Here is a 22,388-nt window from a genome sequence, read left to right on the forward strand (position 1 = left end):
CAAAATATGAATACAGTAACTTCGCAAGTAACTCAAAATTCCTTAAAAAAGGATCAATCAGTGAATTCAGATCAAACACAATTTACATCTCAAGATGCAAATCAAAAAACGTCAACTTCGTTTGTTTCACAATTTGACACGCAAAGCGAAAATAAAAAAGAAGCAAAATCGGATGTTGTAAAACTGAGTACAACTGATGTTCATGTTTATTATGGTGAATCTGAAGCGATTAAAGGCATTGATCTTAATATTTACCAAAATGAAGTGATTGCTTTTATTGGTCCATCTGGATGTGGTAAGTCAACATTCCTACGTACTTTAAATCGTATGAACGACACGATAGATAGTTGTCGGGTAACGGGTAAAGTCATGTTGGATAATCAAGACATTTATGATCCTAATCTCGACGTAGTACTACTTCGTGCGCAAGTGGGTATGGTGTTCCAAAAGCCAAACCCATTCCCAAAATCAATTTTTGAAAACGTTGCATACGGACCTAAACTCCATGGTTTAGCACGTGACAAATATGATTTAGAAGAGATCGTTGAAAATAGTTTACGTAAAGCGGGCTTGTGGGATGAAGTTAAGGATCGTTTGAATCAGCCTGGAACTGGTTTATCAGGCGGTCAACAGCAACGTCTATGTATTGCTCGAACTATTGCAGTTTCGCCAGAAGTGATTTTAATGGACGAACCTTGTTCAGCACTTGACCCAATTGCTACGGCTAAAGTTGAAGAGTTAATCGCTGAGCTTTCAACACAATATACTATTGCAATTGTTACGCACTCAATGCAACAAGCTGCACGTGTATCAGACCGTACTGCCTATTTCCATTTAGGTGATTTGATTGAAGTGAATTCGACAGAAAAAGTATTTACTCAACCTGATCATCAATTGACTGAGGCATATATTACGGGTCGATTTGGTTAATTAAAAATTTAGAAACATAAATAAAAAGAGTCTTCGGGCTCTTTTTTTATTACAAAAATCTGTGGATGAAATAAGGTTATTCCCTAAAATGGAATTCTTAATAAACTGATATCCAGATGACAATGAAAAAAATACTTTGTTTAACAGCATTAATGACCAGTATTTTTATGTTGAGTGCTTGCTCACATACACCAAATCAAAATCAACAAGTAACCACGCAAATCAATACTTCGAATTTGATCGAACAACGTCTCATGAGTCATCTTAGTGCCTTAGAAGATATTGCATCAGCTCATGGCGGTAATCGCGCAGTTGGAACGGATGGTGGTAAGACAACTGCAACCTATATTATTGAAGAGGCAAAAAAAGCTGGTTTGCACGCTCAGATGTTGCCGTTTGAAAATCGCAATAAGATTGTAGGTCAGAATATTATTATCGAAATCAAAGGTAAAAATCCTGATTTAGCTACGATAATCGGTGCGCATTATGATTCTGTGACCACAGGACCTGGGATCAATGATAATGGTACAGGTGTAGCCGTTCTATTAGAGCTATTACAACATTATTCAAAATCTGAAAATCATCCTCAAAATACAATTTACCTTGCATTTTGGGATTCTGAAGAAGATGGTATCGGAGGTTCGCAAGATTTTGTTGCTAAAATGACACCTGAACAGCTGAAGGGAATAAAGGCTTATATCAATGTTGATATGGTCGGTACAAAAAATCCGAATATTTTGGTTGCTGATGTAGATAAATCTTCATTAAAAGATTTAGAAGCCCAATTTAAGTCTGCTGGATTATCTGAATCTGACTATAAACCAATGATTGATGGCTTAAAGTCTTTACCTAGTCATCCAGAAGATACTGCGCTTGAAGAACATTTAAAATCATTCTTTAAAGCAAAGAACTTAACGATCAAAGAAGACATCACCACTTTAACAGCAAGCGACACATCACCATTTCTAGGAAAAGTGCCGGTCACATTGATCATTTTATTTAATGAACAAGAACGTCCAGGTGCAAAAGAGGGGGAGATAATTTTAGATTTTGCGCCATGTTATCACCAAGCTTGTGATACCAAGGATTTAGTTGATCCAAAATCTATGATTATGGCTCTAGAGGCGATTCAACATCTGTTAAAAGTAACCAACACTCAATAGTTGAGATGACAGAAGAATTATTTAGGCGTATCTCATTTGAATTGCATCATAGGGTGCAATTCAATTTTTTTTACTGAATAAAAAAGATTTATTCGTAAACTCGATCGAAAATATGTCTTAAAGCAGTTTTGCTATCTAGCTGAATTTTGCAATACACAGTAGAATATGCGCTCTCTTCAAGTCACATTGTGGCATGGTTCAAAAGACCATCCCGTGGAGCCAAAATCAGCATGTTTATCGTGGCCGGTGCACCAGCACACTCTTCTTTTAAGCAAACGCAACTATTAACTCGTTTACAGTCAATTAGTTCGGTTCAATCAATAGAAAGTCAATGGGTTTATTTATTCGACCAAGCGCTCAACGAGCAACAACAGCAATCCGCTTTACAGCTTCTAAATGATGGTGCGTCATTTGAATTACGCCAAGCAGCCACAGATGAGATTCAAATCTTAGTCACTCCACGCGTAGGCACAATTTCGCCGTGGTCTTCAAAAGCGACCGATATTTTCGCGAACTGCAACACACCGGTTCATCGTCTTGAACGCGGTGTTTTGTTTACTTTGAAGGGTGTAAAAGACGTTTCAAATGAAATTAAGCAAATTCTGCATGACCGAATGACAGAAAGTGTTTTCAATCAAATTGACGATGCTGCTGCTTTATTCACTGAAACTGAGCCAAAACCGCTGAACTCGATTGATATTCTAGGTCTAGGTAAAGAAGCGCTCGTTAAAGCAAACTCTGAATTTGGTTTTGCTTTATCGGATGAAGAAATTGATTACTTGACTGATGCATTTATCAAGTTAGGTCGCAATCCGCATGACATTGAACTCATGATGTTTGCACAAGCGAACTCTGAGCATTGTCGTCATAAAATCTTTGGTTCAGAATGGACAATTGATGGTGAAGTCCAACCATTGTCATTGTTCCAAATGATTAAAAATACCTATAAAGAATCACCTACAGATGTATTGTCAGCATATAAAGACAATGCTTCAGTGATTGTTGGTTTTGATACGCAACGTTTTTATCCGAAAAAAGATGAAAACGGTCATTATGTTTATAAATATAAGAGCCAAGCTGCCCACATCTTAATGAAAGTGGAAACCCACAATCATCCTACAGCGATTGCACCATTTGCAGGTGCGGCAACAGGTTCGGGCGGTGAAATCCGTGATGAAGGTGCAACAGGTCGTGGTGGTAAGCCAAAAGCAGGCTTAACAGGTTTCACTACATCTAACTTGAATATTCCAGGCTTCGAACAGCCATGGGAAGAAAACTACGGTAAACCATCTCGTATGGCATCTCCACTTCAAATTATGATTGAAGGTCCATTGGGTGGTGCTGCCTTTAACAACGAATTTGGTCGTCCTGCGTTAAATGGTTACTTCCGTACATTCGAGCAAAATGTAAATGGAGATGTAAAAGGTTTCCATAAGCCAATTATGATTGCTGGTGGTTACGGTAACATCCGTCCTGACCATGTTGAAAAAGATGCGATCCAACCGGGCGATTTATTGATCGTGCTTGGTGGTCCTGCAATGCTCATCGGTCTTGGGGGGGGGGCGGCATCTTCTGTAGATAGCGGTACAATGGGCGAGAACTTAGACTTTGCTTCTGTACAACGTGAAAACCCAGAAATGGAACGTCGTTGCCAAGAAGTAATTGATACCTGCTGGCGTATGGAAGACCACAACCCAATCGTGTCTGTACATGACGTGGGTGCAGGTGGTATTTCAAATGCGATGCCTGAACTGGTAAATGACCACGAATTAGGTGCAAAACTTGATCTTCGTAAAGTACCATCATTGGAGCCAGGTATGGCGCCAATGGAAATTTGGTCAAATGAAGCGCAAGAGCGTTATGTATTGGCGATCCGTCCATCTTCATTAGAATTATTTGAATCAATCTGTGCGCGTGAACGTTGTCCGTTTGCCGTATTAGGTGAAGCGACTGAAGCGCGTCATTTAACGGTTGAAGATCCATTGTTTGGTAACAACCCAGTTGATGTACCAATGCAAGTGATCTTAGGTGGTACGCCACGTATGAGCCGCGCGTATGACTGTATAGAACGTCACGGTGATGACTTTGATGCTGCACAAGTGACTGATCTTAAAGATGCGATTTACCGTGTGATTAAGAACCCAACAGTTGCGTCTAAATCATTCTTAATTACCATTGGTGACCGTTCAATTACAGGTATGGTTGCACGTGACCAAATGGTTGGTCCATGGCAAGTGCCTGTAGCAGATGCTGCGGTAACAACAACAAGTTTAGTGGGCTACACAGGCGAAGCAATGGCAATGGGTGAACGTCCACCTGTAGCATTGTTAAATCCTGCGGCATCTGCACGTTTAGCAGTGGCTGAGTCAATCACCAACATCATGTCTGCAAAAATCGAGAAAATCAGCGACATTAAATTGTCTGCGAATTGGATGGCTGCAGCAGGTCAAGTAGGCGAAGACCAAGCATTATTTGAAGGTGTAAAAGCCATCGGTATGGAAATGTGTCCTGCGCTTGGCATCGCAATTCCTGTAGGTAAAGATTCTTTATCGATGCGTACGACTTGGAATGACGAAGGTGAAGATAAGTCTGTAACTTCTCCAATGTCAGGTGTGATCACAGCATTTGCACCAGTGACTGATGTGCGTAAGACATTAACACCAGAATTGAAAAACTTAGATTCAGTACTTGTACGTATTGATTTGTCTAAAGGTCGATTCCGTCTTGGTGGTTCGATCCTTGCGCAAGTGTATAAAGCAATTGGTTCGGTTACACCAGATGTAGATAGCTTCGATGACTTCAAAGCATTCTTTGCATTGGTGCAAGATTGGAACAACCGTGGCTTAATTAAAGCTTACCATGATATCGGTGATGGTGGTTTAATCGCAACTGTTGCAGAGATGATGTTCGCTTCACGTTTGGGTGTGGCTTTAGAAGATCAATCTGTAGCAAGCTTATTTGCTGAAGAAATTGGTGCAGTATTACAAATTGCTAAAGCTGATTGGGATGCACTACAGACTGAAGTTTCAGCATCAAGCTTAAAAGATGCGATCAGTGTCGTTGGTACAGTGAATACTACTGATACGCTAACGATCAATGGTTTAACGCTAGATCGTGTTGAACTGCAACAAGCTTGGACTGAAGTGTCACATCAGATTCAACGTTTACGTGACAACGTGGAAACTGCAGATCAAGAATATAGTCTAATTGCGAATAAAGATCATAAAGGTCTTATTGCAAAAGCGACATTCGATTTGAATGAAGAAATTGAAGCACCGTATATCAATACACGTCGTCCGAATATGGCAATCTTGCGTGAGCAGGGTGTAAATGGTCATGTGGAGATGGCAGCTGCATTCGACAAAGTTGGTTTCAATACGATTGATGTCCATATGAGTGACCTACTCGCTGGTCGTGTAAGCCTTGATGAATTTGAAGGTTTAGTGGCATGTGGTGGTTTCTCTTACGGTGACGTTTTAGGCGCTGGTGGTGGTTGGGCGAAGTCAGTATTGTTCAATCCTAAACTTCGTGATCAATTTGAGAAATTCTTTAACCGTCAAGAAACATTCTCACTCGGTATCTGTAACGGTTGCCAAATGTTGTCTCAATTGGCTCCACTCATTCCAGGTGCTGAAAACTGGCCACGTTTCCATCGTAACGTATCAGAAATGTTTGAAGCGCGAGCTGTAAACGTTCGTGTTGAAAAATCTAAATCTGTACTGTTAGAAGGTATGGAAGGTTCGATTTTACCAATTGCTGTGGCGCATGGTGAAGGTCGCGTTGTTGCAGCGGACAGCTCTATTGCTGCATTGAATGCGGGTAATCAAGTGACTTTACGTTATGTTGATAGCCAAGGTAATCCAACTCAACATTACCCATTGAACCCGAACGGCTCACCTGAAGCAATTACAGGTGTGACTTCAACTGATGGTCGTGCAACGATTATGATGCCTCATCCAGAGCGTAACTTCCGTGCGATTCAGCACTCTTGGAAACCTGAAGATTGGGATCAAGATGGTGCATGGTTACGTATGTTCCGTAATGCTCGTAAGTTTATTGGTTGATTAAATCAATAGATTGAAAAAGCCACCATAAGGTGGCTTTTTCATAAGTAAATTATTGTTTTGAAGATGTAAAATTGAGTTGAAAATAAATAAAGAGTTCTCAAATGTCTGGTTTAATTGAAAAAGTATTACACTTACGTGAATTGCTAATAGCTAGGGCTACAGATAGTTATGAAAAAGGTGCCTCAGAGGCATTTAAAGAGCTTAGAAAAGAATTGCTGATAAAAAAAACCTTTATGGATATATTCCATTTATTGTTAAAGATACAATACCTTAGATGAGTTTGAAGCGAGAATTAAATGGGATTTTAAATCTTATGTGGAACGTGAGAATTATATTTATTCAGAATTTAAAGAGTTATTGAATGTTTTAGAAAGACGAAATACTTCTCCCTTAGATCAAGTAGTGGAGTTGAGAATTAACGAATTAAGTTCTGATTATATTCATCAAATATGGCAGAAAGCATTAGAGCGGAGAGTAACTGATCCTGATGGTGCTATTACATTAGCAAGGACACTTTTAGAATCGACTTGTAAATATATTCTTGATGAACATCAAGTTGACTATGGAAATGCACCTGATATTAATCAACTGTATAGATTAGTCAGTAAAGAATTAAATTTAGCGCCTTCTCAACACACAGAACAAACTTTTAAACAGATTCTTGGAGGATGTAGTTCAGTGATTGAAGGCTTAGGATCATTGAGAAACAAAGTAGGGGATGCACATGGTCAGGGCAAAAAGAATTTTAAGCCTGCATCGCGTCATGCTGAATTGGCAGTCAATTTAGCTGGATCAATGTCAGTTTTTTTATTTTCAACGTGGAGCTTAAAAGAAAAATAATGAATAAATTTATTAATAAAAAGCATTGTTAAATAGTATCTTAAATTTACCTTATGGAAAAATAAATTTAGATTCGCTAACATGAGCTTATTCAGCCACCATTTTGGTGGTTTTTTGTTTTTATAGATTTGGTTTCAAAATCTTTCTCCCACTGGACTTGGTTTGGTTTTTGCTTTTATATAGAGGTTAGGACAAGTGTGTTTATTGGACATATAGCTAACCATAATAAGTAAGAATTTAATGCGGTTCGTTTTTAACTCAGGTATGAGGTGACGATATGACCAAAACAATGATGATACTGAACAAACACGAGTTGAGGCAAAAAGGCTGGAAGCTATTCGCTTTTGTGGCCAGTCTTCAAATCCTATTTTTAATTGCAGGTTATTTCTTAACTGCGTAAAAAAAAGCCACCTTAAGGTGGCTTTCTTTAAATTCGAATTTAAAGCTCAGTTCATGAATCTTTAAGTTGATGCTGATCGAATAAATGATTACAAGCTACGACATTGTCCTTCTTTGTCCCCCTTAACGCGGTTTTGTCCGCCTTTTGGAGTTTGGCTATTTGACTCACATTTTAAATTACCATCGACCTGATTTGCAGTAACCTGAATGCTTGAACGATTTTCTTTAAGTTCAATATTGCCATCTACACGGTTATTGTGCAGTTGGATCGTTTTACCTTTTTCAAGTTGAATATTGCCGTCAATGCTATTGTTTTTAGCCGTCACTTGACCAAAATTTCCTTTAGATTCGAGGTTACCGTCAATCGTGCTATTTAAAATAGTTGCTTGCGCATTTGAATAGAGCATTACATTGCCTTTGACTGTAACTTGATCAAGCGTACATGGTTGTGTCACTTTTACATTGTCATCAATGGTTTTATTCTTAATTACACCGTTACAATTAAAGTCAGCGAGCGCTGGAACAGACAAACCTAAAAGTAGGGATGATAAAATTAACTTATTCATTTTAAACTCCTTTCATTATAATATGTTCATAATTGAACCATGTCATGATATGAAAGAAATGTGACAATCCTTTGAATTCCCAGCTAATTTTTTTGCTTTAATGATGATTTGTATAAATAAAACTTAATAATGACTATTTTGTTCAATAACGGAATATATCCAAACAGTCACTCACAAGTAGTGAGGCAGATTTTTATCAAAAGCCCTCTATAAGTTAATTCTACTATTTCAATAAACAATTAAATAAAGAATTTTGTAGAGTAAATATTTTTTAAATTGTTGAATTATATGAAAAATACATTTGGAACTTAAAAATACCTGTAAAATTAAACTGAGTAACTATTATTTAACTTTAAAACTCAATCGAGTCATCAGATTGTTCGTGGTTATAATGTTTTATAAATTTTAGATTTTAGAATAGTCACTATGAAAAAAATATTGATCTTAACAGGCTTGGCACTTATTTGCAGTCATGATTATCCAACAAATATTACAGTTGATAAACTGATGAATTAAATTCTTTAAACTGTCAATCGTCAGCGCAAATCTTTCAAATTTCAAATGATCTTAATGAACAAAAAAAGCGTGGAATTAAAGTAAATCAGACGAAACAGGAAATTAAATTAGCCCATAATGTTTATCAGGGAATTTATGCTTATCAAAATTATAAAACCAAACATATGGTTCAAGATGATTTTGCTGTGAATTTTGAAAAGTATGGTGTGCGAGTTATCAAAATTGCATTTCAAGCAATTAAAACTTCAGAGAGTGAATCTGGCACTTATTATTTTATTTTTGAAGGACACCCATCGACTGTACTTTATCAACTGAAAAAATACTTTGGCGAGAAGTGGATTAGTGAGCTGAGCTTGGATGAAACACCTCAGGGAAATACCAAGTTGAGCTGTGTGTATATACGATGAAGGAAGTCAAATAAACATATCTAACAAATTTCGACCATGATCATAAGACACTTTGTTTATTAATCCTGACGTTAGCCAAAAAATTCAGCAGAATAAAGCCACCTTAAGGTGGCTTTTATTATTTAAACAGTAAGTTGAATCTGTTTTAGAACTGCTCTCAGAGTATTTTCATAATCAAAAGATTGATTGGTACTGTCTTGATAACGCCAAGCGACATAGCCATCTGGACGTACTAAAACAGCACCAGATTCATGAATTTCAGACTTCGCATTCCATGTACCATAGACATCACGATAATCTCTTGAACCGATTTGAATGACATCTAAATACTCAAGATTAAGCTGTTCAGCAGCTTGTTTCCAGCCTTTGCCTGACAGGCCAGTGAGTAAGGTAAAACGACCTTTGCCCGTAATATCTAAAGTTGAAACTTTTTGACCTTTAGCATTGATGAGCCAAGTATGCGGTACTTTTGCTCCTGGGCGTGTAGTGGCTTGAAGGTAAAGTTGATCATCTTGTTTAAAGACTTCAGGTTCTGATTCAGAGATGACAGCATTTGAGCTATAACGCTGATTCAGTTCAACACCTTGAGCATTAAATTCAAAATTTTTAATTGCTAATGCATTGTAGAGTTTTGTACGTATTTCAGCGCCTTGTTCATTTTCAGCAAAAATACGCTCCAGCATTTGCTTTTGGGTTGTTACACCTTGATCAAAACCAAAAACTTCTTTGAGGTGTTTATAATCAAATCGTGATTGGTTGGCACGTGCAACAATTTGCTTACCTACAGGCGCACGTTCAACGGTATAAGAATCGAGAAGCGTAGGTTGAGACCAACCTTTAACTGCATATGCAAGTTTCCAACCGAGATTAAAGGCATCTTGCATGCAGGTGTTTGAGCCTAAACCACTTGATGGTGGGTGACGATGCACTGCATCACCACCACAGAATACACGACCTTTCGAATATTCAGTTGCCCATGTTTGGTTCACATACCAATAAGACAATTTTTGAATTTCAACATCTTCAACATGCTCACCCACGAAAGCATCTAAACGTGCACGAACTTGCTCTGCAGTCACTTGAGGCTCGCCTTTGGAAATATCGAAGCCCCAACCCATTATCCACTCATTCCATGGGGTGATGGCACGCAATAGCCCCATACCTAAATCACCAAAACTTGCTTCAGGATTGACAATCCATTGCAAAATCGCAGGGCGGTGCTGAACGTATTTAGATAAGTCCGCCTTAAAGGTCACATACACTGTACCAGCCCGCGCCATAACGCCTTCAAGTGGTAATTCCAATTGTTCAACAACTTTTGAACGTGCACCGTCCATTCCCACCAAGTATTTTGCACGTAAACTAAATTCGGTATTGGTAATATGATTGAGGAATGTCGCAGTCACGCCGTGTTCATCTTGTACGTGAGATAAATATTCAGTATTGAAGTTAAAAATAGCGCCTCGTTCAGCCGCATTTTTAACGAGCAGTGCTTCCATTTTAGGTTGGATAAGATCCACTAAAGGGCATGGACTTCCTTTGATATAATCGCCATGACGCTCATCACCTGTGCCCCAAGCACTGATACGGGCAATTTCTTCGCCGACTAAACTGGTTGTGATCAGGCTTTCACCCATGTGTTCCCAAGGTGTTGCGATTTCCTTCACCTGTTCTTCGATACCTAAATCACGGAGGACTTCCATGGCACGTTGATTAGTAATATGTGCACGAGGACTGTTGGCTAACCAATTAAACTGGGTAAACAATTGAACTTTGACGCCATAATTGGCAAGGGCAAGCCCCAGAGTTGAACCAGCAGGACCAGTACCAATGACAAGAACATCAGTGTCAAAATGTTGAGACATGCTTTTTCCTATATGAATTGAATACATGGGGAGAGTTTTTGAATTGAGTCAGTCTAGAAAAAAAGTGCAGTGATCTATAGTCGTATTCATATAAACTATCGATCTATATAAAATTCAAAGTAATGAACGTGCACTTATGCACGATGGGCTGATTGAGATATGGAATTACGACATTTACGGTATTTTATGACTGTTGCTCAAGAGCAAAGCTTTACTAAAGCTGCCGAAAAGCTCTATACCGCACAACCATCACTCAGTCAGCAAATTAAAGATCTTGAACACGAAGTCGGTGTTACTTTATTTGATCGGACCACTCGTAAAGTCAAACTGACTGATGAGGGGGAAGCATTTTTAAAATATGCAGCTTTGACGCTGGACAATGCCAAGCAAGCTGTAGCTGCAGCCAGACAGGTCGCTCAGCAAAAGAATAATCAGATTCACATTGGATTTTTGAATGTAGCTGAACTGAAATTGATGCCTAGCATTCTGGCACAGTTAAGAAAGAATATTCCTAATCTTAAAATTCATTTACACAGTTTGACCTGTACTGAGCAAATACAAAAACTTAGAAATGCTGAACTTGATATATGTTTTACTCGATACAAAATGGATCATTCAGATTATGAAGATATCCATATTCTGACAGAACAAATTTATTTGGTGGCTGCGGACAATCTTCATCCTTCAGAACGGACATTGAAACTACAAGAGTTAAAAAATTCATCAGTGATTATGTGTGAACAAAATGCTTCACCAGTATTCTATGACAAATTAAATGTTCTAGTTCCCTTCGAAAAGATGGATGATCAAATGCTGTGGGTGACTAATGTATTACAGCATATCAATCTGATTAATTTGGGAATGGGCTTTAGTTTTGCTCCCGAATACCTCCTGAAGTTTTTAAATCATAATATCAAAATTGTGAAAACAGATGAGCAATTACCACAGCTTGGTCTATATGCGAATTATCATCGTCATTCAAACAATATTGCATTGAAAATGATTACTGAAGCCCTTATGCAAATGACAACAGAGGGGAAAAGCGTGGAAGAGGTTAATCATGCTTAAACTGATCTATTTTGTACCAGAATCACATCTAGAGTTGACGAAGCAGGCAGTATTTGAAGCAGGTGCAGGCGGAATTGGTGATTATGAGCAGTGTGCTTGGCAGGTCAAGGGCTTAGGTCAATTTAAACCCGTGAATGGGGCTCAACCATTTATAGGTCAAGTTGGAGAGCTTGAACAAGTTGAAGAGTGGCGTGTAGAAACTATTGTGCCTGAAGATAAAGCCATAGAAGTGGCACGTGCATTAAAAGCCAGTCATCCTTATGAAGAACCAGCTTTTGAATTCTTACACATTATCTCTATTGACCCATGATCGGTTGAATTTTGTATGCGCTGACGATACGAGGATGGAGATTCTCCTGTCCAATATTTGAAGGCTCGAGAAAAGGCTGATGGCTCTGAAAACCCTGTTAAATAGACTATTTCATCATGTTTGAGTGTAGTTTTCGCTAATAACTGACGAGCAAGTTTTTGTCTGAATGACGTTAGAACATTCTCGTAATTCGTTCCAATATCTTTGAGTGAAATTTGGATTTTACGCGGGGAAAGCTGAAGAATTCTTGCGATATCTTCTAGAGCGAATTGTCTTAATTTTAGTTGTTCGCCTAAAGCCTCTTCAATTTGAATGACTAGTTCATGTTTATCTACAAGTTCAATGTGCTTCTCAATGATAGCTTGATGTAACAGAAATAAATCAGGTTGAGCAGACGGAGAGGCATATTCTAGAATTTCTGCTTTGAATTTTATACAACCATAAGGCTGATTAAAATAAACTGGGCAATGCCATAGCTCATGATATAAGTCCTGAAATTCTGTATTGTCGTAGCTGAGCCAAATTTCTTGTGCTTGAAATTTTCCCTGACTGATATAATCAAAAAAAGATAAAACAATGGTAATCGTACATTCTAAATAATGACGGACAGGGTGATGAAAACCTTTTAGGGTAACGGTGTCATCTTCTATGTGAAGTTCAATATCCAATCCTGTAGTGAAATATTGATAGTATTTCATTGCTATTTTTAATGCATCGCCAAAATTTGCACTACTTAAAAAAATGTATTCAAAAAGTTGACCACGAAAAGTGGGGAGATGGTGACCGACAGTTAAACCAATATTGGAATTTTGTGTAATAACTTCTGTGAGTTCCCAGAATTTTTTTTGAACACGATTGTCATATCTTAAATCGCGTTGAGGATAGTCGATTGGATGTTGTAACGCATTTAATTGCGAAAATATTAAATCCACATCAACGCCCATATTTTGCATTGTCTCGTATACCATGCTTGGAAAAATACCAGCATCGGTTCTGATTTTACTTTTTCTTGCGCTCATACCGATATTCAAGACTCAAGTCATGCATTGGAAAAACTAAGGATGCTCTATCCTCAGTTTAAAATGCTGAAATTATAATGTTGAAATGAGTTTAGAAATAATTTGAATGAATGAACATGTCTTTAAATGTCAAAGCCCCATCTCATGAGGCTTAATTATTGAAAGTTTATTTTGAAGCGCTTAATTGCTTATAGGATCAATATACTCAATATAACCTCGACCCTGAATATGCTGACCTTTGAATTGACCTGAATATTTTAACGAGAGGTTGTCCTGCAACCACAATCATATTTAAAAAGTTGAATGGGGCAGGTAGATTAGGAATCATGATCCCGTAGTGTACACAGGTATATTTCCCGACAGGTGTGTGTGTCGCAGTGTTTGGATCAAAAGCTTGACCATTTACAAGAGATGAATAATCTATATGTTTAACAATGCTTGAGGGAAGTTTAATTTTCATCTTATTCTCAATTAATATTTTGGCTTAAAATCATTTTTGGAAAAATACAATCAAAAATATAAATCGAGATAAAAGAAAAAATTGACACTACAAACATTAAGCAATTGTTTGAAGTGTCAACACGAAAAATAAGTCATCAAAAATGTGTGATATTACATTTAAACTTTTTGAATAAATAAGTCTCGATCGAAACGATATTGTGGGAAGAACACACCATCTTCAGCACGCTCTCCCGCACCAATGACCATAATTGGAAACTCTTTAGCATTGAGCCCCAATGTTTTACATACTAAAGGTTCGTCAAAACCTTCCATCATACAACTGTCGAATCCATAAGCTCTGAGCGCGAGTACAAGATTTTCGCAGGCTAAAGCTGTTGTCTTCGCTGCCCAAAGTTTGGCATCCGCAGGTGTAAAAGCGGTAACAGGCATTTGTTTGTCAAAAGTACGTGCTACTTTGAAAGTTACTTTCTTAAAGTTACCAATTGCATTTAAGTAACCCGTTTTATAATTCAGTGGAATATAGGTGTAATATTTTTTGACGAGTGGAGGAATCTCAGGAAATGGAAATTCTTGAATATTCAGCTTTGCCATTTCATTAATTCGATCTGTACGTGCGACACAGACAATCAATTCAGCCGCTGTGCGCGCAGCCCATTGATTTAGACACGCTTTTACAATCTTTTGTTTCTTTTCAGGATTTTGGACAACATAAAAAGTCCAAGGTTGTAAGTTAGATGAATTAGGGGCCAAGAGTGCTAAATCTAAACATTGATCGAGGATATCAGACGGTATAGGTTTTTCTGTAAACTTCCGAACAGATCGACGACTGGTCACGACCTTTTTGAAATTTTCAACATCAATGCCTTGTGGTGCAGGTTCGTAGTAGCGTTTTTTTTCAGTCGTCATGATCCATTCCTTAGATAGAGAGTATTCACCGAGTCGTGAGACTCGGATCTTTTAGCTTAATTAAATTGTGTGAAATCAGGTTTACGTTTTTGCATAAAAGCTTGTACAGCTTCCATCATTTCTGGAGAACCGACGCGCCCCATAAAGATTACTGCTTCATGATCAATCCAGGACACGATCTCATCAACATCATGTTTCATTAAGGCTTTAGATTGCACGAGAGAAGCAAGTGGTAGTGAAGCCAGTTGAGTGGCTTTTTGAGCGGCAATTGCATAAACGTCAGATTCAATACTGTTGATCAAGTTTGCAGCCAATGCTTTTTCACTGTCGAATTTATCAGCAGTTAATAAAAGTTCTGCTGCTTTCACATGACCTGCTTGACGTGCTAGTAATTTACTAGATGCGCCTTCAGGTGAAAGACCTAAGCTTACAAATGGAATTTGGAACAAAGCAGTGTTATCTGCATAAACTAAGTCACAATGCAATAAGATCGTTACGCCAATACCAATTGCGACACCACGTACCGCAGCAATCAAGGGTTTAGAAAATTTAGCAGCAGATTTTAAAAGCACAAAAGGAGGACCATCTTCTGGACGAATTTGATCTTTCATCGCCGCAGATTTCATGAAGTCTTGCATATCATTACCAGCACTGAAATCCGCATCTTCGCCACGTAAAATGACCACACGAACAGCTTGATCTTTGTCTGCTTCATCAAGGGCTTTGGCGATCCATAGGTATAATTCGCCGTATAATGCATTTTTGGCTTTAGGACGATTAATCGCCAAGGTCAGCACACCATCTTCTAATTTTGCATTTAAATGCTCATGAGGTTGTTGAATACAACTTAATGACATCGTACTATCCTTGCTTTCAATTAATATAGATTTTATGAAATCTATTATGTCGTATTCTGGCGAAGAGTGACATAACTGATCAGTTCATAAACGTGACTTGGCGATGAATTATAAATTTGATTATTTGGTTTATATCGGACGTTTTCAGCCTTTTCATTTGGCACATATGGAAACCATTAAAATTGCGCTGACGCATAGCCAGAACGTTATTTTAGCGCTTGGTTCTGCTCAATTAGAGCGGAATATAAAAAATCCATTTTTAGCCATTGAACGTGAACAGATGATTTTGTCTAACTTTTCTCCTGATCAACAGGCAAGAATCAAATTTGTACACGTCATTGATGTTTATAATGATGAAAAATGGCAAAAATTGGTCAAATCTTTAGTGGCGGATGTAGTACAGCCAAGTGATCAAGTCGGCTTAATCGGTCACTTTAAAGATGACTCATCCTATTACCTCAAATTTTTCCCAGAATGGGAGATGTTGGAACTCGATAGTTTAAAAGGTGCAATTTCTGCAACACCACTTCGTGAAGCATACTATCGGGGGGAAATTATGGAAAAAGAACTTCCCCACGGAACCATTCAATTTTTACAAGCGTTTCAAAATTTAGAAATTTACAAACAACTGAAAACTAAATACCAACGTCAAGACAGTACAAGTTTGAGTGAATCAATTGAATGATTGTGTTTAACACAAGAAAACCGAGGGAAATCGTGCGTACTATTACACAAATGAGTTTGGCCACAGTGCTATTGTCTGCTTCTGTTTTTGCTCAAGCGCAAACATGGACACTATCACCTAGCAGTAAGATCAGCTTTGATATCCGATCTGCAGGAATGTCGATTGTAAATGGGCAATTTCAAAAGTATCAATCACAGATGAGTTTTGATCCGGCACAGCCTAATCAAGGTTCAGCTAAATTTGTGATGGATGTGAATAGCCTTAAACTGAGCAAAAACTCTTTAAAGGATATGGTCTTTGGTGACAGTTTCTTTCATGCAAGCAAATATAAAACTGTGACCTTTCAAAGTAATCAAATTCGTGCTTTAGGAAATAATAAATACAAATTTGATGGACAACTCACCATGCGTGGTGTGACGCGCCCAGTTTCATTTGATACAACTTTAACTCCAAATGCATTGAATCCAAATGTGTTGAATGTACAATCTTCAACAGTCATCAACCGGAGTGATTTCGGTATGCGCAAAGCGATTGGTGGAATTGGCGAAAAAGTGAATATCAAGCTTGAAGGGCAATGGAAAGCCAACTAAATCGATGAAAAGAAAGCAGTGATTCACTCACTGCTTTTTTAGTGTCATGAGTATGTCAGTAATATGTTTGAGTTGTAGGGACTGCTGTTTCCAATGATGCCAATATAGATCAACGTCTTGTGTTGCCTCAGGCAACAAACAAATCAATAGTCCTTGATCGAGTAAGTGTTGAATTTGCAGTTCAGGCACCATGCCATAGCCTAAGCCGAGTTGGATTGCATCGACAAATGACTTTGAGGAGGGGACATAATGATATGGATAACTAGATTGCGGTAATCCAAATTGATTCAATAGAACCGTTTCATGTAAATGATCTTTATCATTAAAGATGACCGCAGGCGCACGGCGAAAGGAATCGCGATTTAGTCCGTTTTTAAACCATGTTATTTTGAATTCTGGCGTACATACCATTTGATAACGCATCGTGAACAAAAATTCTGAGTGGCAACCTGTCTTAGGTTGGGATTCAGCACTTATACACGCATTTACATAGCCAGATTCCATTAATTGATGCGTATGATCCTGATCATCTATTCGAAGTTGTATTGTGATTTTATGCTCTATTAATTGTTTAGCAATCGTGGGCAAAAGCCAAGTTTCTAATGAATCTGCATTCGTTCCAATGATAATTTTATAAAACTCAGAATTTAGATTTTTCCCCTGAATAAGTTGCAGAACATTTTCTTCTTGACGCTTTTGCCTTAATAAATGTTCAAGCAATATTTCACCTGAATGTGTCACACGACAAGGTCGTTCTCTCAGGATTAATGTCTGCCCAATCTGCCGTTCCAATTGTTGGATTCGAAGAGTAATTGCAGCCGCAGAGAGACAAAGCTTTTTAGCAGCCAGATCAAAACTTCCAGTTTCCGCCACGGTGATAAACGCGACACAGTCTTTATAATTGAACATCATGATTTAATAAAACTTAATGAACTTAATATTAATTTAATAATACTCAATTTAAGATTGAATTGTTCATAATCCGCCTAATGATAAATATTAGGTGTTTTATGTCTTTATCCGTACTCTTTAATGGCTTTGTAACGAGTTTAAGTTTGATTATGGCGATAGGTGCTCAGAATGCTTTTGTGCTTAAACAGGGCTTAAAAAAAGAATATGTTCTGTCTATTTGCCTCATTTGCGCCTTTTCAGACTCACTTTTAATTTTGGCTGGTGTATTTGGATTTGGGCAGTTTATCTCAGTCCATCCACAAGTGATGACATATGCACAATGGGGTGGCGCTGCATTTCTAGTGATATATGGTGTCCATCATTTTTATCAAGCATTTTCGCCCAAAAAAACGATGAGTCTTGATCATCATACGGCTGTTTCATGGTTTAAAATTATTCTCGTTTGCTTGGCATTCACATGGCTGAATCCCCATGTGTATCTAGATACTGTCGTGCTTGTAGGCGCAATATCGACGCAATTTGAAGATCACTTATTATCGTTTGCTATCGGTGCGATCACGGCATCATGGTTATTTTTCTTTAGTTTGGGTTTTGGTGCGCAATATCTATCAGCTTACTTTCACAATCCCCGCGCATGGCAAGTCTTGGATATTTTGATTGCTTTAATCATGTGGTACATCGCCTATCACTTAATTATATGAATATTGATTAGATAAATTCCTCTAAAGCTTGTACGTCGATTAGATGACAACATTTAATGAACAAAAACTCACATAAAGATAATAATGAGAATCATATAATAATGATTCTCATTATTATTAATTGTTCCGAAAATGAAAAATTACAGTACCAAATTACTCTCTCAATCTGTAAGTGTTCTTATGATGAGTGGCGGTATAGCGACTATCACATGGGCAAATGATCAAAACCAACTTCCTACGATTACAACACAAGCTGAAGCGATAAATGCTTATGCAGATGGAAAATTAAGCAATGTATCTAAGTTGGGTGCTTTAGGTGAAAAAAAATTAATCGATACACCATTCACTGTAATGCAATATGAGGAGCAATTAATACGAGAAAGACAGGCATCCACCGTAGGTGATGTTTTAAAAAATGATGCCAGTATTCGACTGACGACAAATCAAGGTCATTTAAACGAAAACTTCAAAATTCGTGGTTTTGACTTAAATCATGAGGATATGAACTACAACGGATTTTATGGTATTGCACCATACGGAAAAGTGCCGACTGAATTTTTAGAATCAGTGACAGTTTTGAAAGGACCAAATGCAATTGTCGCTGGTATGGCACCGAATGGAGGCGTTGGTGGTGTGGTCATTGCCAACTCTAAACGCGCTGACCAAGACATGACAAGACTAAACACACAATACCAAGATGGCGGCTACTATCAATCAGGTATTGATGTCTCAAGACGATTTGGTGCAAACCGTGAGTTTGGTGTTCGGGTCAATGGTGCATATGGTGATGGTGAACATATCATTAATGATATGAATGATCGCCTAGTTCTTGGTTCCATCGCTGCGGATTACACCACGGATAAACTTAAAATTAATTTTGATAGTTATGCTATTAAGCAAAATCGCGATGGTGGGTCACCAACAATGGTTGCACTGGGTGGAAAAGATACAGTTAACAAAGTCATTGCACCGCCTAAAGGTGACCAAAACTATTTTCCGTGGTTAGAAGGGAATTCTGACAGTAAATTTGCTGGCTTATCAGGTGAATATCAATTTTCTCCCTATTTGAAAACCTTTGCTGGTCTAGGATATGCTGAAAAATCATATGATGGTCATTTATTCGGTACACGAATGATCGTAAAGAATGAGGACGGCGATGCCTCTTCCCAATATTACCGAGTGGGTGCAAATGAAAAAAATAAAACAGCACACATTGGGGTTGAAGGAAAATTTGATACTGCTGGAATACAGCATAATGTTGGATTGCGTGCAGATTATTTAAATAAAAAATCGGATCAACATAAAGGACGTGGAGCTCCTCCTGTAGATTTTAACACCAATCTTTATGACCCAAGTAAAGAAGGCAATATGCCTTTACAGCGTCCAGAAATTGCACCTTTAGCAGATAATAAGTACATCAGTTATACATTGACTGATCAAATTTCATTATTGAATGATCAGCTTCAATTGATTGTAGGCGCTCGTTATCAAGATATTGAAACGAATAATTTACAGACCAAAAAAAATTACCAAGAAGGCCGTATTTCACCAAGTTTAGGGATCGTCGTTAAACCTTTTGGTGAAGACTTGTCACTATATGCAAGCTATGTAGAAGGGTTATCAGAAGGATCGACCGTTGATAATGTCAATGATGCAAACGACAAAGTCACTTTTGCGCCGTTTGTGACGAAGCAATATGAGTTAGGTGCAAAACATCAGCATGGAACTTGGCTGAATACGCTGGCACTCTATCAAATTGAAAAACCAAGCACGATGAGCAAGTCGATTGAACCTTATACAGAAAATGGTGTAACAATTAATCAAATTACAACAGATGGTGCTGAAACTCGATCACGCGGCATTGAGTGGTCATTTTCTGGAGCCATTACTGAAGATTTAAACCTAATGGGAAGTATGGCTTATATTGATGCAAAATATTCCAAAGCTCAAATGAATCAAGGAAATCAAGTTTTTGGCGTACCTGATTTTACCGCAACGCTTGGGGTGGATTATGATGTCCCACAACTCGAAGGATTAAATTTAAATGCCAGAGCAAGTTATGTCAGCGAACAGTATTTAAATGATACCAATACCTTGGAACTTCCAGATTATACTGTCATCGATTTAGGTGCACGTTATAAGACCAAGCTTGGCGGCGTGAATACGACGTTCTTAGCTAATGTTGATAACATTACAGATAAAAAATATTGGGAAGGTGCTTTTAACTCGAATTATGCGCTGATTGGTGGATCAAGAACTTATAAACTTGGAGTAAGTTTTGATTTCTAATCGTAGTTAAAAAGAAGTATAAATAGATGAAACCCACGTCAATCGTGGGTTTTTTTCTTAGCTTTGCAAAGCTTTTAAATCTTCAAGCACTTGTTCAGCATGCCCTGCAGCTTTGACTTTACGATATTCTTTAACGAGTTTTCCTTGATGAAAAATAAAAGTTGAGCGCTCAATCCCCATCACTTTTTTTCCATACATATTTTTCTCTTTAATCACATCAAAGTGTTGGCAAAGCACTTCTTCTTTATCGCTAATCAAATCAATTGTTAAAGATTGCTTTTCGGTGAAGTTTTGATGGGCTTTCACTGAGTCCCTAGAAACACCGAAAATAGTGGTATGAAGCGCATCAAACTGATCTTTCAAACATGAAAAACCAACAGCTTGCGTTGTACACCCTGGCGTTGAATCTTTTGGATAAAAATAAATGATGAGCCAATCTGCATTCAACTCAGTTAAATTCACAGAACCTGTAGTCGTTGGGAATGTTTGATTGGGTAAACTAATCGTTTCCGTAGACATTATATTTTCCTCAAAATTTGTCACTACATTTATAGGGGAATTCAAAAAAAATAGCCACACGAGGTGGCTATCTTATGTTAACTGCGATTATTTTTTAGCTTGTGCTGCTTTCATTGCTTCCTCTGTTAACGACTGTAGCTTAGACGTTAACTGTGGACCGAAGCATGCTTGAAGATCAGCGTTCTGTTTCTTCACGATAGCTAAGGTAGAAGGGCTTTTCTTTTGGTTAATCGCACTTTGGATTTCCCATTTTTGAGCATTAGTGAGCTTGCCGTCTGCTTCAATTGCACAAGTACAATATTTGCTGACTTCAGCAGCAGAAAGCTTATTCCCTTTAGCAGTTTCTTCCTTACAAACATTAATCAGTGCAGATTTTACGTTAGTACTTTTGTAGGCTTGCTGCATTTTATTATTCGGCTCATTTGCTTGAGCAGCAGAACCGAAAAGTGCTGCAGCAGAAACAATGGCTGAAAGAATAATGTTTGATTTTAAATTTTTCATATATGGCACCCTGTTATTACGGTATATAACGAGTTGGGTCTTCAACACCTGCATCTGCAAAACCTTGTTTACGCAAACGACAGCTGTCGCATTTTCCACAAGCTCGTCCTTGGTCATCTGCTTGATAGCATGACACCGTTTGACTGTAGTCTACGCCATGTTCGATGCCTAAGCGAATAATATTTGCTTTGGATAATTGTAGTAAAGGTGTTTCAAATTTAAGAGGTTTTCCTTCCACACCTACTTTTGTCGCTAATCTTGCCATATTGGCAAATGCTTCAATAAATTCTGGTCGACAATCTGGATAACCCGAATAATCTACCGCATTAATTCCAATTACGATGGCTTCTGCGTCAAACACTTCTGCTGCTGCAAGTGCATAAGACAGGAAAATCGTATTACGTGCTGGAACATAAGTGACAGGGATTCCTTCTTGTTCTTGATCAGGAACATCAATGGAATGATCAGTTAATGCAGAACCACCTAAATTACCCAAATCTATATTAATCACGCGATGTTCAACGCCTGCTTGTTGTGTCAGTTTACGTGCAGCATCCAATTCAGTTGTTGAGCGTTGACCATACATAAAACTTAAAGCGATACATTCATAGCGTGCTTGCGCCCAAGCCAAGCAAGTCGTTGAGTCTAAACCACCTGATAACAATACAATGGCACGAGGGCGCATAGGAGAACTCCAAAAAATTAAAGCAAATAAAAAATGAATTATAACTGATTATATAAAGAATAATGGGGTATAAATTTTTGAATATATTGATCTGCAGAAGTTACAAGACTAAATGAGATTATTATAAAGAA

Annotated in this window: 22 protein-coding genes; 13 read left to right on the plus strand and 9 right to left on the minus strand. The window is 38.0% G+C overall.

The features are described from left to right. Positions 1-6 precede the first annotated feature (6 nt). From pstB to AC1M9K_RS08335, 6 genes are all read left to right on the plus strand, one after another. Positions 7-930 carry a phosphate ABC transporter ATP-binding protein PstB gene (pstB, locus tag AC1M9K_RS08310; protein ID WP_035267112.1) on the plus strand — a complete coding sequence of 308 codons (924 nt, stop codon included), beginning with the start codon at positions 7-9 and terminating at the stop codon, positions 928-930. Between the two features lie 116 nt (positions 931-1,046). After that, positions 1,047-2,093: a M20/M25/M40 family metallo-hydrolase gene (locus AC1M9K_RS08315; protein WP_481589009.1), complete on the plus strand. Its 1,047-nt coding sequence runs from the start codon at positions 1,047-1,049 to the stop codon at positions 2,091-2,093. 230 nt (positions 2,094-2,323) lie between these two features. Further along, on the plus strand, positions 2,324-6,157 hold the full coding sequence (gene purL / locus AC1M9K_RS08320; protein ID WP_481589010.1) for a phosphoribosylformylglycinamidine synthase: 3,834 nt from the start codon (positions 2,324-2,326) through the stop codon (positions 6,155-6,157). A 104-nt stretch (positions 6,158-6,261) separates the two neighbouring features. After that, the gene (locus AC1M9K_RS08325) at positions 6,262-6,438 is read left to right on the plus strand and encodes a hypothetical protein (protein WP_481589011.1); all 177 of its coding nucleotides are present in this window, start codon (positions 6,262-6,264) and stop codon (positions 6,436-6,438) included. Between the two features lie 37 nt (positions 6,439-6,475). After that, positions 6,476-7,000 (plus strand): abortive infection family protein, encoded by a 525-nt coding sequence (locus AC1M9K_RS08330; RefSeq protein ID WP_481589012.1) that lies wholly within the window; start codon positions 6,476-6,478, stop codon positions 6,998-7,000. A 292-nt stretch (positions 7,001-7,292) separates the two neighbouring features. After that, a complete protein-coding gene (locus AC1M9K_RS08335) occupies positions 7,293-7,400 on the plus strand; it encodes a KGW motif small protein (RefSeq protein ID WP_373687177.1) in 108 nt (35 codons plus the stop codon). 88 nt (positions 7,401-7,488) lie between these two features. Here the strand turns inward: AC1M9K_RS08335 and AC1M9K_RS08340 are convergent, their stop codons facing one another. Then, the gene (locus AC1M9K_RS08340; RefSeq protein WP_481589013.1) at positions 7,489-7,965 is read right to left on the minus strand and encodes a hypothetical protein; all 477 of its coding nucleotides are present in this window, start codon (positions 7,963-7,965) and stop codon (positions 7,489-7,491) included. Between the two features lie 701 nt (positions 7,966-8,666). Between AC1M9K_RS08340 and AC1M9K_RS08345 the strand changes: the two genes are divergently transcribed. Continuing rightward, the gene (locus AC1M9K_RS08345) at positions 8,667-8,888 is read left to right on the plus strand and encodes a hypothetical protein (protein ID WP_481589014.1); all 222 of its coding nucleotides are present in this window, start codon (positions 8,667-8,669) and stop codon (positions 8,886-8,888) included. Positions 8,889-9,010: 122 nt separating this feature from the next. Here the strand turns inward: AC1M9K_RS08345 and AC1M9K_RS08350 are convergent, their stop codons facing one another. Then, positions 9,011-10,753 carry an FAD-dependent monooxygenase gene (locus AC1M9K_RS08350; protein ID WP_481589015.1) on the minus strand — a complete coding sequence of 581 codons (1,743 nt, stop codon included), beginning with the start codon at positions 10,751-10,753 and terminating at the stop codon, positions 9,011-9,013. A 159-nt stretch (positions 10,754-10,912) separates the two neighbouring features. On the opposite strand from AC1M9K_RS08350, the gene AC1M9K_RS08355 reads away from it, so the two are divergent. Together AC1M9K_RS08355 and AC1M9K_RS08360 are read left to right on the plus strand one after the other, a co-directional pair. Continuing rightward, complete coding sequence (locus tag AC1M9K_RS08355) at positions 10,913-11,821, plus strand: LysR family transcriptional regulator (protein WP_481589016.1); 909 nt, start codon at positions 10,913-10,915, stop codon at positions 11,819-11,821. Further along, positions 11,814-12,131, plus strand: coding sequence for a YqfO family protein (locus AC1M9K_RS08360; RefSeq protein ID WP_092767083.1), 318 nt, complete (start codon positions 11,814-11,816; stop codon positions 12,129-12,131). The genes AC1M9K_RS08355 and AC1M9K_RS08360 overlap by 8 nt, the downstream gene beginning before the upstream one ends. Here the strand turns inward: AC1M9K_RS08360 and AC1M9K_RS08365 are convergent. The 3 genes from AC1M9K_RS08365 to AC1M9K_RS08375 form a co-directional block, all read right to left on the minus strand. Further along, positions 12,080-13,162, minus strand: coding sequence for a helix-turn-helix domain-containing protein (locus AC1M9K_RS08365; protein WP_481589017.1), 1,083 nt, complete (start codon positions 13,160-13,162; stop codon positions 12,080-12,082). The genes AC1M9K_RS08360 and AC1M9K_RS08365 overlap by 52 nt on opposite strands. 606 nt (positions 13,163-13,768) lie before the next feature. Further along, the gene (locus AC1M9K_RS08370; RefSeq protein WP_481589018.1) at positions 13,769-14,518 is read right to left on the minus strand and encodes a nitroreductase family protein; all 750 of its coding nucleotides are present in this window, start codon (positions 14,516-14,518) and stop codon (positions 13,769-13,771) included. A 56-nt stretch (positions 14,519-14,574) separates the two neighbouring features. After that, complete coding sequence (locus tag AC1M9K_RS08375) at positions 14,575-15,375, minus strand: enoyl-CoA hydratase-related protein (RefSeq protein ID WP_180028453.1); 801 nt, start codon at positions 15,373-15,375, stop codon at positions 14,575-14,577. Between the two features lie 103 nt (positions 15,376-15,478). Here AC1M9K_RS08375 and AC1M9K_RS08380 point away from each other — a divergent pair, with 103 nt between their 5' ends. Together AC1M9K_RS08380 and AC1M9K_RS08385 are read left to right on the plus strand one after the other, a co-directional pair. Beyond that, on the plus strand, positions 15,479-16,060 hold the full coding sequence (locus tag AC1M9K_RS08380; protein WP_481589019.1) for a nicotinate-nicotinamide nucleotide adenylyltransferase: 582 nt from the start codon (positions 15,479-15,481) through the stop codon (positions 16,058-16,060). Positions 16,061-16,092: 32 nt separating this feature from the next. Further along, the gene (locus AC1M9K_RS08385) at positions 16,093-16,650 is read left to right on the plus strand and encodes a YceI family protein (protein WP_481589020.1); all 558 of its coding nucleotides are present in this window, start codon (positions 16,093-16,095) and stop codon (positions 16,648-16,650) included. Between the two features lie 27 nt (positions 16,651-16,677). On the opposite strand, the gene AC1M9K_RS08390 is transcribed toward AC1M9K_RS08385, so the two are convergent. Then, positions 16,678-17,559, minus strand: a complete 882-nt coding sequence (locus AC1M9K_RS08390; protein ID WP_481589050.1) for a LysR family transcriptional regulator ArgP — start codon at positions 17,557-17,559, stop codon at positions 16,678-16,680. A 101-nt stretch (positions 17,560-17,660) separates the two neighbouring features. Here AC1M9K_RS08390 and AC1M9K_RS08395 point away from each other — a divergent pair, with 101 nt between their 5' ends. Further along, the gene (locus tag AC1M9K_RS08395) at positions 17,661-18,263 is read left to right on the plus strand and encodes a LysE/ArgO family amino acid transporter (protein WP_481589021.1); all 603 of its coding nucleotides are present in this window, start codon (positions 17,661-17,663) and stop codon (positions 18,261-18,263) included. A gap of 132 nt (positions 18,264-18,395) precedes the next feature. After that, positions 18,396-20,552, plus strand: coding sequence for a TonB-dependent receptor (locus tag AC1M9K_RS08400; RefSeq protein ID WP_481589022.1), 2,157 nt, complete (start codon positions 18,396-18,398; stop codon positions 20,550-20,552). A 57-nt stretch (positions 20,553-20,609) separates the two neighbouring features. On the opposite strand, the gene AC1M9K_RS08405 is transcribed toward AC1M9K_RS08400, so the two are convergent. The 3 genes from AC1M9K_RS08405 to queC all read right to left on the minus strand — a co-directional run bounded on the left by AC1M9K_RS08405 (position 20,610) and on the right by queC (position 22,257). After that, complete coding sequence (locus AC1M9K_RS08405; RefSeq protein WP_481589023.1) at positions 20,610-21,071, minus strand: peroxiredoxin; 462 nt, start codon at positions 21,069-21,071, stop codon at positions 20,610-20,612. Positions 21,072-21,158: 87 nt separating this feature from the next. Beyond that, positions 21,159-21,572: a hypothetical protein gene (locus tag AC1M9K_RS08410; RefSeq protein ID WP_035267219.1), complete on the minus strand. Its 414-nt coding sequence runs from the start codon at positions 21,570-21,572 to the stop codon at positions 21,159-21,161. Between the two features lie 16 nt (positions 21,573-21,588). Then, a complete protein-coding gene (gene queC, locus AC1M9K_RS08415) occupies positions 21,589-22,257 on the minus strand; it encodes a 7-cyano-7-deazaguanine synthase QueC (RefSeq protein ID WP_180028449.1) in 669 nt (222 codons plus the stop codon). Positions 22,258-22,388 lie beyond the last annotated feature (131 nt).

The organism is Acinetobacter sp. 24-47-67 (assembly GCF_056779735.1).

Excerpts from the sequence above, each read along its gene's own strand:
- queC (WP_180028449.1), bottom strand. The coding sequence starts at position 22,257 with ATGCGCCCTCGTGCCATTGTATTGTTATCAGGTGGTTTAGACTCAACG.
- AC1M9K_RS08395 (WP_481589021.1), top strand. The coding sequence starts at position 17,661 with ATGTCTTTATCCGTACTCTTTAATGGCTTTGTAACGAGTTTAAGTTTG.
- AC1M9K_RS08325 (WP_481589011.1), top strand. The coding sequence starts at position 6,262 with ATGTCTGGTTTAATTGAAAAAGTATTACACTTACGTGAATTGCTAATA.
- AC1M9K_RS08350 (WP_481589015.1), bottom strand. The coding sequence starts at position 10,753 with ATGTCTCAACATTTTGACACTGATGTTCTTGTCATTGGTACTGGTCCT.
- AC1M9K_RS08355 (WP_481589016.1), top strand. The coding sequence starts at position 10,913 with ATGGAATTACGACATTTACGGTATTTTATGACTGTTGCTCAAGAGCAA.
- AC1M9K_RS08380 (WP_481589019.1), top strand. The coding sequence starts at position 15,479 with ATGAATTATAAATTTGATTATTTGGTTTATATCGGACGTTTTCAGCCT.
- purL (WP_481589010.1), top strand. The coding sequence starts at position 2,324 with ATGTTTATCGTGGCCGGTGCACCAGCACACTCTTCTTTTAAGCAAACG.
- AC1M9K_RS08370 (WP_481589018.1), bottom strand. The coding sequence starts at position 14,518 with ATGACGACTGAAAAAAAACGCTACTACGAACCTGCACCACAAGGCATT.
- AC1M9K_RS08390 (WP_481589050.1), bottom strand. The coding sequence starts at position 17,559 with ATGTTCAATTATAAAGACTGTGTCGCGTTTATCACCGTGGCGGAAACT.
- AC1M9K_RS08405 (WP_481589023.1), bottom strand. The coding sequence starts at position 21,071 with ATGTCTACGGAAACGATTAGTTTACCCAATCAAACATTCCCAACGACT.
- AC1M9K_RS08340 (WP_481589013.1), bottom strand. The coding sequence starts at position 7,965 with ATGAATAAGTTAATTTTATCATCCCTACTTTTAGGTTTGTCTGTTCCA.
- AC1M9K_RS08335 (WP_373687177.1), top strand. The coding sequence starts at position 7,293 with ATGATACTGAACAAACACGAGTTGAGGCAAAAAGGCTGGAAGCTATTC.
- AC1M9K_RS08375 (WP_180028453.1), bottom strand. The coding sequence starts at position 15,375 with ATGTCATTAAGTTGTATTCAACAACCTCATGAGCATTTAAATGCAAAA.
- AC1M9K_RS08315 (WP_481589009.1), top strand. The coding sequence starts at position 1,047 with ATGACAATGAAAAAAATACTTTGTTTAACAGCATTAATGACCAGTATT.
- pstB (WP_035267112.1), top strand. The coding sequence starts at position 7 with ATGAATACAGTAACTTCGCAAGTAACTCAAAATTCCTTAAAAAAGGAT.
- AC1M9K_RS08410 (WP_035267219.1), bottom strand. The coding sequence starts at position 21,572 with ATGAAAAATTTAAAATCAAACATTATTCTTTCAGCCATTGTTTCTGCT.
- AC1M9K_RS08360 (WP_092767083.1), top strand. The coding sequence starts at position 11,814 with ATGCTTAAACTGATCTATTTTGTACCAGAATCACATCTAGAGTTGACG.
- AC1M9K_RS08400 (WP_481589022.1), top strand. The coding sequence starts at position 18,396 with ATGAAAAATTACAGTACCAAATTACTCTCTCAATCTGTAAGTGTTCTT.